Annotated in this window: 2 protein-coding genes; both read left to right on the forward strand. The window is 23.9% G+C overall.

Annotation, left to right across the window (positions count from 1 at the left end; translation table 4 throughout):
• Positions 1-6,291, forward strand: a 6,291-nt coding sequence (locus T403_RS04515; RefSeq protein WP_033161494.1) for a hypothetical protein, incomplete at its 5' end; no start/stop codon positions are given.
• Positions 6,292-6,664: 373 nt separating this feature from the next.
• A partial coding sequence (locus tag T403_RS0103810) for a DUF1410 domain-containing protein (protein WP_033161495.1) occupies positions 6,665-7,254 on the forward strand: 590 nt, incomplete at its 3' end.

The raw sequence follows: 7,254 nt of genomic DNA on the forward strand, positions 1-7,254 counted from the left end.
AAATTTGCAAGAAGATTCCAATTAGAAAATGCAATTCAAACAACAAGTGTTAAAACTTCAATTTCACCAATTAGATTAATAAAATCAGATTTAAGCAATCCATTACAACCTTATCATACTAAAACAATAATTTTATATTTTGAAGATGAAGATCAAATTTTAGAAAAATATAAAGATTCATTATCTTTAAAATGAAAATTAGCAAATGAAAACAATTTAAGAGATTATAAAATTGATGTATCTAAAATTGAAAAAAATGTTAGTCAAACAATTGATAATAAAACTTATAATAATTTAACTAAAATAACAATAGTTATGGATAATAATGCAATTAATGTTCAAATTCAATTTAAGCAATTTTCATTTGGCGAACAAGTAAGAGCGATTGGAGATGTTGAAGATTATAATTTAAAAGCTGCTAATAATGCGGATTTAGGTTATACTTTTACCTATAAACCAAGATTTAATGGTGAGGATATAAGTAGTAAACAATTAGATGCAAAAACAAGTCATGAATTAATTGTTAATTATAATCATGCTAATTTAGATTTTAATACTATTTATGAACAAGCTAAATATACACAAAAATTTGCTTCAAATGATCGTGATGATAATGATTCTTTAATAATGTCTGTTTCTAGAGATACTATTACAAATGCTTCTAGCTCTAGAAAAATAACATTAAATGATTTAGTACCTAACAGAAAATATACTGATTTAGAATTTTCAATTTATTCTGATCTTAATACTAAAGCACATGGACAAACAATTACTAATAATATTATTCATAATTATTCAAAATATGCTTCATTTAGTACTCAAGCAGGTGAAACTAAAGCTGAAATTATTGAAACTAAACAAGAAAATAATAAACTTAAAGTTAAATATAAAATTACATCAGAAGATCAATTATGAGTTCCATTAGCTAAAATAGCGGCTAGTGCAACTAATGATGATGACAAGCCTAAATTTAAATTAAAATTAACACCAAAAACAAGATATGATCAAGGAACTTATAGTTTTGTTAGTTCAAAAGTAATTGAAAATAGTGCTATTCAAACTGATCAAAATGAATATATTGTTGAATTTGAACTTGATATTGTTGAACATAGCTTTACTTGAGCTAATTCAACCGATATTGAAATTTTAAATAAAATTGAAGAAGGGCTTGAATATGATAGTGAACTTATTTTAGATTATGATCTAACTAATAAAGTTGCTAATGATTTAAATATAATCTCTTATCCAAATAATACTAATAAGAAAAATCAACCAATATTAATAAAAGAAACTCAAAGTGTTAGTGCTAAAGCGTTTAATTTTACAAACATTAGTTGAGAAAATGAAACTGATAAAACTAAATCTTTAAACGATGCTAATAATGAAATTAAAGTTCAATTAACTTTTGATCGTTATCCAAAAGCTCTATATAATAAAAAACTTAAATTAATATTTAAAGATGATCTTAATAATCAAATTGAAACTGAATTAGTGGATTTAACATATAACACAATTAGTGCACAATCTGAAAATACTAGATTAACTCATTTATTTACATTACCAACATCTACCTTATCTGGTCTAAAACAAAATCGTTATTATAAATTTGTTAATGTTCAAGATGAGAGCGGTGCTATTTTAAATGATTTACAATCCAATAATACTATCATTAATCAAAACTTACAGTTTTATATTAAAGCTTCAACTTCAGTGTCATTTAGCGCTGATCCAATGTTTGATAAAAATGGATCAACCTTAAATTCTACATTAGTAAAATTAAGTTATACAGATCCTAATGAAATTATTCAAACTAGTGATAGTAACAATAATAATTTAAAAATTACTATTATTAATGAAGTAACAAATCAAGAGCAAGTTGTTTTTGGTACCATTAAACCAAATAAAAAAATTGAATTTAATATACCTAATGCAAAAGTAGATGAAGGTTATAAAATTAAACAAATAGAATTTATTGATAAACCTGCATTAGCTGTTGATCCTATTAATATTAATGACAATTCTAATAAATTATCAGGTAACGAAGCTTCAATTGGTCCAACTGATCTAAAAATTACTAATGTTGAGAAAAAAACTGAATATGATGTTGCCAATAATATAAGTGTAAAATATGATTTAGATAACAAAAGATTTAATGATGCTAACGCTAAATATCGTGCTCTTTATAAAGATATAAATGGCAATTATATTCTATCTAATATAGCTACTAAAGATGCAAGTGGTAAACTTAATGTTGAAATTGATAAATCTAAAATTAAAGCAAATAATAAACTTACACTAGAAAAAATTTTTGTTGGTAATGATAATGCTATTACCAACTTAGAAAATCAAGTTGATTATGATGCTGTTGATTTAGCTAAATTAGATCTTAGTGAGTTAAATGATAAAGAATTAAATGTTGATTCTGTCAATACACAAGCACAACTTAAAGAAAATCCAACTATCAACTATAATAGTGCAACATTTAAAATTAAATTAAGTTCAAAAGATGAATTTTTAAATAAAAAATTAACAAATAATCAACCGATTAAAGTTAAATTAACAATAAAAAGCAATGAAGATAATACACTTAAAGAAGTTGAATCTACAATTACAAGTATTAATAATTCTTCTAAAGAGGCTGAAGTTGAATTTACATTTAATGATTTAATTGATGGAACAACATATTCTATTGAAGCTATGGAGTATAGCTTTGATAATAGTGCTTTAGAAGATCTTAATCTTATTAAAAAACCAAATATAAATGCACTTCAAAATTTAAATAATCAAAACTATAGTTCATTTACAACACTTGATGCACCATTTACTATTACTAAATTTATTCCTTCATTAAATAATAATGAAACAACTGAAATTGATCACGACCCTAATTTAAGTGATAATTTAAAAATAAAACTTGCTATTAGTAAAATTAGAAATAAATGAAAAAATCAAACAATGGTTGCTAAATTTTCATATATTGCTAGTGATGGAACTAAAAAATTCGTAAAATTTAAAGCTAATAATTTAATGTATAGCACTTCACCAAGTGAATTAGAATTAATTTATGATCAAAGTTCTGATAAATTAGAGCAAAATAGAATTTATAGTTTCGAATCGCTTACATTAGAAACAAATAATATTAATATTGATGAAAATGGAACTATTGAAAATAGTATAGGTTCAAATCAAATTGAAAATAATTTCAAAATTAAAGCTTCTAATAATGAAGTTATTACTGTTGAGTCAATGAATTTTATACAAAATACAACATTAACTCAACCAACTATTGAAATTGTTGTTAATGATTATGATGATGTTTTAAATATTGCAGCTAATAAAGATTTAATTCAAATTGGACTAGCGCTTAAAAATGATAGTTCTAAAACAACAATCATACCTAATCAAATTATTAGCCTTGAAAAATTAGCTGATAATAAAAAGAAAATTAAATTTAGTTTACAGAATGTAAAACTAAATGAAGATTATGTTCTTAAATACTTTAAATTAAATCAAACAAATGATATAAACACTTTATTTAAAGGATGAGAGAATAACAATTATATTTTCTTTGGTGAGGAAAATAATTATAATATTGATGCTGCAAAAGAAAAATCAACAAAAATTAGTGTTAATTTAGTTTCTCAAGATGCAAATAATTTTGATTGAACTTATACTCCTGCGTTAAATAAAAATAATCAATTTGGAAACTTTAAATTCAATAAATTAAATTTAGAATCTAATGTTTTAGATTTAAATAGTAATACAAGTGGTTTATCACTTTTAGTTTATGACTTTGAAGATTTATCAACAAGTAATATTGTAACTAAAACAGTTGATAAAAAAGAAGTTAAAAATTATATAAAAAATAATGGCGGAATTAGTCCAATTGAAATTTCAAAAATCTTTAACAAAGATTTATGAAATAAAAAACTAAAAATTAAAACAATTTATTTAGGAACTAGTGAACAAATATCACAAGCTATTGCTAATGATAATTTTTCATCATTATTACAATTAACAATTCCTAATGTTGAAAAAACTATCAATTTTAGCGAAAGTAAAGCTATTAATTTTACTATTACAAATGAAAATACTTTTGCTACTAAAATTAGAAATGGGATACTAACTATTGAAAGTCATGATTTTAATTTTAATGAATTAATAAATAATAATTCATTAAATAAAGATGATTTTGTTATAAAAATTGCCCCAGTTTCTAATCTTAATAATCAAATATTAGTGCCAATTAAAAGTATAAGCGCTTCAACTAATGGTTATGATTTATCATTCGAATTTGATATTGATAATTTAGCTACAAATACAGAATATAAAATTACCACTTTAGAATTAAATAAATCAAATAGTGATTTAAAAATTTTCACCAATATTAATAATGATACTTCTGGCGGAAATAATATTCAAAAATTCATTAAACCAACAAATAGCTTTAGAACTAAAGAGGCAGCAACACTAACACCATTAAGAGTGGAAGATTTTAGCTTTGATGCTAATAATCATAAAACTCTTGTTAAAGTTAGAATTAATGATAATAATCGAATATTAGCTAATACTGATGCTAGATTTTTCGAAGTTACTGTAAGACCAAAATCAGGAACAACCAACAATCCTGCTATTACTGGTAAATTCCAAGTTCATAATCTTATATCTATAAATAATTCAAATACAGAAAAAGAATTACAATTCTTTATTAACAATTCTAATTTATTAGGATTATATGAAATAGTTAAAATTGAACTTAAAGAAGAGTCAAAAACTAGTGGTTCTTGAGTAGTAGCTTCAAATAGAGCTTTAGATTCTTTAGTAGTTTACGAAAGACAATCTGCAGATCCTAATTTTGAATTTGGTTATAAAATATCAATGCCAGTTGTTAATTTAACACAAAAACAAGGAAGTTTATCACAACTTCAAATGGAACTTCAATATACAAATGAAGGAACTAAAAACCTAGATATAACTCAATATTATGATCTACATGCTTTATATAACACTTCAAGAAATGTTATAGATCATAGAAATGCTAATAATCAACTTATCACAACAACATTTAGAGAAGGTAGAGCAATGCCTATTTTTTCAAAAAATATTAAAAAAAGAGATAATGGTAATGATGTTATTATTACATTTAATGATCTTGATGCTAGAGTAACTAATAATAAAGTTTCTTTAGTAACAATTAAAGCAAGACCTAAAGGCGAAGATTATACAAGTGCTAATAATAACCAAAATGGATTAACTATTTTAGATGCATTTAATACAAAATCAAATGAACTTGAATTTTTATTAAATGTAAGAAAAGAACATTCGTTAGCAACTGAAGTTCCAAAAATTATTCAATGATCAAAACAAGATCTTACAACTGATGTATCAGTAGAAATGTTAGTAAAAGTAAGATCTGAAGATGGATTATTTGTTAATGATTTAAATTCTTTATCTTTTTCAGCGCAAGCAGTTATTGATGAAAGTAACAATAATGTTAGAGTAGATGCAAAAAGAATATCAATCGATAGTGTTTCAACAGATAGAAAAGAAATTACTGTTAGAATTCTCTTTAACGATCCTTCAAAAATGGGTCCATATAATTCAATAAGATTATCAAGTTTTAAAGTTCTTTATCCTGTTAATAAACATAGACATAGACAAGATCCTAATAATATTAATGCTCCTTATTTTGATGATATAGGTACATTAACTATGATGGGACAACCTAATAAAAATATTAAAAATGAATCTATAGAAATTAATAAAAATGGACATGCACCTATTGTTAAAACTACAAGAGTTGTTTTCGCTGAAGGAACAAGACATGCCAAAGATGATGGGCGTGATATTTACTTTAATAGATTTGATAAAGAACTATTCCCTCAATTATGAGAAATTGATATTCAATCACCAAAAAATGAAAATGAGATTATACGTGAATCGTTAAAATTATCAAAATATAATAATATTACAAATGGAACAGCTTTATTTACGGTTCCTTTAAGTTGAAAGAGTAAAAATTATAAAGTTAGAGCATTAGTCCAATATTCTAGAAATGATAGAACTGTTATCGCTGATAAATATGAATATACATCTACTGTTTCAATAGATAAAATTGCAGAAAAAATTAGAATTCCTTTCAACCCAGCAACTACCCGTTATGTTAAAACTTTAGTTGAAGCTAAATATATATCTATTAGATCTTTTGATTTATTAGATAGTAATGATAACGTTCTTGTTGAAGGATTGAATCACCATATAATCGATTGAAGGGACATTAAAATACAATAAGCTTAAAAATAAAAAAACATCTAATCATGTTTTTTTATTTTTTTTTAATTTTTAATAAATCAAAAAATAATAATAAAAAATAATATAAACTAAAAATTTTTTGATAGTAATTGTACAAAATAATTTTAAATGAAACGCATTTTGTAGTCAAAATTTTTTAAAATATTATTTAATTTTAAAATTAAGCTTTAATATTTTTTTATTTAAAATTTAACTATTTTTTATCATTTTATTTCTTCGACAAAAAAAAAAAAAACATTTTAATTGTTAATTTGCTATAATTTTAAAAAAATATTGGAGTTATTTTTGTATTTAACGGTACGAAAATATTTTTATTTTTATAAAAAAAACAAAAAATCGAGGTTATTTTATTATGGCAAATAATAATAGACAAGACGAAGAAAAAAGATCTAAAAAGAAAAGAATAATTGCTTTATTAGCATTCTTAGTTGGTGCACTAGGTGTATCAAGTGCTAGTATACCTTTGTTCTTAGAAAGATATAATTATCACGCTTTACCTGATGCAATTAAACCAAAAGTTAAATTTTCTAACGATCATAACAACGGAGGAAAATTATCTCTAGAGTTAACACCTGAATTAGCAGGTAAAAATGTAACTGCTGTGTTTGAAGATGAGCATGGGAATGCACATTTAATAGAAGATTTAACCGTTGGAACAGATGGAAAATTAGTGATTGATACTTCTAAACTTCCAAAAGGTGCAAGATATACTTTTAAACAGCTACATTCAGATAGTAAATCCGGAAGAAAAGCTTTATTAGACTTAAGTGATGTTCTACCAAAAGATAAAACAGTTAACAAAACCTTTTATTTTGACGATAAAGGTGATTTAGTTTTCGAGAAAAACTTTGGTAAAAATAAAGCTGGTCAAAAGGTAAAAGTAACTGTTAAAGATCATAATGGTTCTCCAGAAGGAACAACAAAAACAATTGAGGTTACATT

It is taken from the genome of Mycoplasma collis ATCC 35278 (assembly GCF_000701825.1).
Lineage (GTDB): Bacteria > Bacillota_I > Bacilli_A > Mycoplasmatales > Metamycoplasmataceae > Mesomycoplasma_A > Mesomycoplasma_A collis.